We start from the raw sequence: 1,756 nt of genomic DNA, 5'->3' as shown, positions 1-1,756 counted from the left end.
ACCTGGCCCGGATCCGGGCCACCAGTTCCTTCGGCTTGAACGGCTTCACGATGTAGTCGTCCGCGCCCGACTCCAGGCCCACGACCACATCGACGGTGTCGCTCTTCGCCGTGAGCATCACGATCGGCACCCCGGACTCCGCCCTGATCAGGCGGCACACCTCGATCCCGTCCCGGCCCGGCAGCATCAGATCGAGCAGCACCAGATCCGGTTTGACCTCACGGAACGCGGCCAGCGCCTTGTCGCCGTCGGCTACGAAAGACGGCTCAAAACCTTCACCACGCAGCACGATGCCGAGCATCTCGGCCAGTGCGGTGTCGTCGTCGACGACAAGGACTCGTCCCTTCATAAACGACATCATCCCATTAACTAAATCGTTACCTGTCGTGACCTGTCACACAGCTCCGCAAGCGCACCAGCCGTCACCGGCGACACAGCCCCCTCCTCGGTGACGATCGCCGTCACCAACTCCGGCGGTGTCACATCGAATGCCGGGTTGTACGCCTGGGTCCCCAGGGGTGCCACCGCGATACCGCCTCCCGCCTCCGCTCCCGCCACCGGCACCTGAGGCGCTGTGATCTCTGTCACCTCATGGCCGGCGCGCTGCTCCACCTCGATGGACGCCCCGTCCGGGGTGTCCGGGTCCACGGTCGTGACCGGCGCCACCACGATGAACGGCACGTGGTGGTACCGGGCGAGCACCGCGAGCGGATAGGTCCCCACCTTGTTCGCCACCGAACCGTCGGCGGCGATCCGGTCGGCCCCCACCAGCACCGCGTCGACCTCCCCGGCCGCGAACAGCGAGCCCGCCGCGTTGTCCGTGAGCAAGGTGTACGCCATCCCGTTGCGCGCCGCCTCGTACGCCGTGAGCCGGGCGCCCTGCAGCAGCGGCCGCGTCTCGTCGACCCACAGCCTGCGCAGCCGCCCCACCCGGTGCGCCGCCAGCGCCACCGCGAACGCCGTGCCCTCACCGCCCGATACCAGCGCCCCGGTGTTGCAGTGGGTGAGCACCCGATGCCCGCCGCCGGGCAGCAGTTCGTCGAGCAGCGCCAGCCCGTGCTCCGCCATCCGGGCGCTGGCCTCGGCGTCCTCCCGGTGCAACGCCCGCGCGGCGGCGAGCGCGGCACCCGCGGCCCGCTTCTGGTCGCCGGTCCGGCCGAGCTCGGCCCGGTGCGCGCCCTGCGCACGCCGCACTCCGACGGAGAGGTTCACCGCGGTCGGCCGAGCACCGGCGAGGGCCTCGGCGGCCTCCTCCACGGCGAAGCCCCGCGCGGCGGCGAGCGCGACGCCGTATGCCCCGGCGATGCCCAGCAGCGGCGCCCCGCGCACGGCGAGCGACCGTATCGCCTCGACCAGCGCGGACGCGTCCGTGCACACCAGCTCGACCTCCTCGGCCGGCAGTCTCGTCTGGTCCAGCAGGACCACGACGGGGCCTTCGGGTGGCTCCTCCCATCGGATCGCAGGGGTCTCGGTCGGCCGGGTGTCGTCGCCGGTTCGCGCGTACTGATCAGCCATGCGGCCAGTCTGCCCCGTATCCGACGGACAATTGAAGGTGCGCAGCCCATACGGCCCCCCGTCCCTTCCCGGACACCGCGTGGCACGATGGGCGCCAACCTGCCGCCGCGACCGCGGACGAGCACCGTGAAGGAGCGACGATGAAGGACACTCCGGGCTGGGCCTCGCCCGGATCGACCCCCTCGGACGGTCAGGACGCGGGCCGGCAGGACACCCCGCAGCCGGCCCGCGTCCTGACCGT

Annotated in this window: 1 protein-coding gene and 1 pseudogene; both read right to left on the bottom strand. The window is 71.6% G+C overall.

The annotated features are described in order from the left end of the window. Window positions 1-361: pseudogene (gene mtrA, locus AOK15_RS37815) on the bottom strand (two-component system response regulator MtrA); the annotation flags it as partial. 8 nt (window positions 362-369) lie between these two features. After that, the gene (mtnA, locus tag AOK15_RS37810) at window positions 370-1,515 is read right to left on the bottom strand and encodes an S-methyl-5-thioribose-1-phosphate isomerase (protein ID WP_055523305.1); all 1,146 of its coding nucleotides are present in this window, start codon (window positions 1,513-1,515) and stop codon (window positions 370-372) included. Window positions 1,516-1,756 lie beyond the last annotated feature (241 nt).

The sequence above is a fragment of the Streptomyces ossamyceticus genome, from assembly GCF_001418475.1.
Classification (GTDB): domain Bacteria; phylum Actinomycetota; class Actinomycetes; order Streptomycetales; family Streptomycetaceae; genus Streptomyces; species Streptomyces ossamyceticus.
The sequence above is the reverse complement of the archived record's forward strand: the minus strand, read 5'-3'. Positions and strand labels throughout refer to the sequence as shown.

Excerpts from the sequence above, each read along its gene's own strand:
- mtnA (WP_055523305.1), bottom strand. The coding sequence starts at position 1,515 with ATGGCTGATCAGTACGCGCGAACCGGCGACGACACCCGGCCGACCGAG.